Raw genomic sequence first — 1,376 nt, 5'->3', positions numbered from 1 at the left:
TTCAAAAAAACGAAGAAAACCCCTTTATGAAACAAGCAATTGAAGGGATTGAAAATCACGTTGTTAAGAAATACAAAAGTAGTACGGGAAGTGATAAAAAAGCTGTAGTTGCTGTTGCTGATACAGATACAGGAGAAGTATTCAAAACCTCGTTTATCCGACAAATAGAAGTAGATGAAGAGCAATTTGCAAAACTATACCTTGCGAATTTTGCCGCTTTTTTCAATCTATCACAATCAGCTATTCGGGTTTTCGGGTATATTCTAACTTGCATGAAGCCTAAGAATGATATGATAATTTTCGATAGGCGAAAATGCTTAGAATACACCCAATACAAATCAGACAAAGCCATATACAAAGGATTGGCAGAGCTCGTACAAAGTGAAATCATAGCAAGAGGTCCAAACGAATATAATTGGTTCATTAATCCGTTGATTGTCTTTAATGGGGATAGGGTTTCATTTACAAAAACATACGTTCGGAAAAAGACTTTAGCTGCCCAAAAGAAAGAAGAAGCAGAGAAACGACAGTTATCACTTGGTTTTGATGAACTGTAACACTCCATTGAGTGAAGCTGCCGTTTGGTCGCTCCCCCTTTGGGGGCGGGGGGGGGGATAGATAAAGTTCCTCTATGTAAAGTTATAATGGGGGATGAAAGGCAAGGTTCGCTAACCTTACCCCGATTGTTTATGCTTCCCAGCATTCAATCTATCCCCGTTTATGGGTTTCTCTTTCACCCTACAAAGATAACCTCATGGGGGAAAAATGTCCAAGAATATGGGGTAAAAACTATCAAGTCGGTAGAAAAGAAGTATCTTTGAAGTACATTTTTAGTAGAGGTACTGGTATGCCTACACGCGGCAGATAGGCAAAAATAAAGCCGCTGGGGATGTCGGATGTCCGTCAATTAACTCCAGCGGCTTGTATTTTGGTAACTCTCCCGTATCGGTCAGCTACCGTTTGGTCAGCAACAAAGGTAGTACTTTATTGTCGCAAATCCAAATGTTTTCCCCTTTATTTGTGCATTTACAAAACATTCACTAACTTCGCACCTATGCAGTATGGTGATAGCACACTAGCACCCTAAAGGGTACGTGTGTAAGGGGACAAGCCCCCTTAACCCCCTGTCAGCCGGCTGTCACCGGCTGTTATCGATTGTCACAAAAATGTTAACTTATGGGAGCAACAAGTATTCATGTACAAGCAGTGAAGCCGGGGAGCGAGATTCACAACTTTAGGGAAAAAGAGTTGGACTATGTTCGTCCGGAACTTAGTCATTTGAATGAAAGCTGGGTTGGAGATAGCATCTCCCATCGGCTGGAGAGTGCGAAACAGAGATATTTCGATACGGTTGGGCAGAAGATGCAGACTAAAGC

Annotated in this window: 1 protein-coding gene and 1 pseudogene; both read left to right on the top strand. The window is 41.6% G+C overall.

Going from position 1 to position 1,376, the window contains the following annotated elements:
- Nucleotides 1–557, top strand: a 557-nt coding sequence (locus RE027_RS17720) for a replication/maintenance protein RepL (RefSeq protein ID WP_217754152.1), incomplete at its 5' end; no start/stop codon positions are given.
- A 619-nt stretch (nt 558–1,176) separates the two neighbouring features.
- Nucleotides 1,177–1,376: pseudogene (locus RE027_RS17715) on the top strand (hypothetical protein); the annotation flags it as partial.

It is taken from the genome of Kocuria sabuli, assembly GCF_040981185.1.
In the GTDB taxonomy this organism is placed as follows: Bacteria; Actinomycetota; Actinomycetes; order Actinomycetales; family Micrococcaceae; genus Kocuria; species Kocuria sabuli.
The sequence above is the reverse complement of the archived record's forward strand: the minus strand, read 5'-3'. Positions and strand labels throughout refer to the sequence as shown.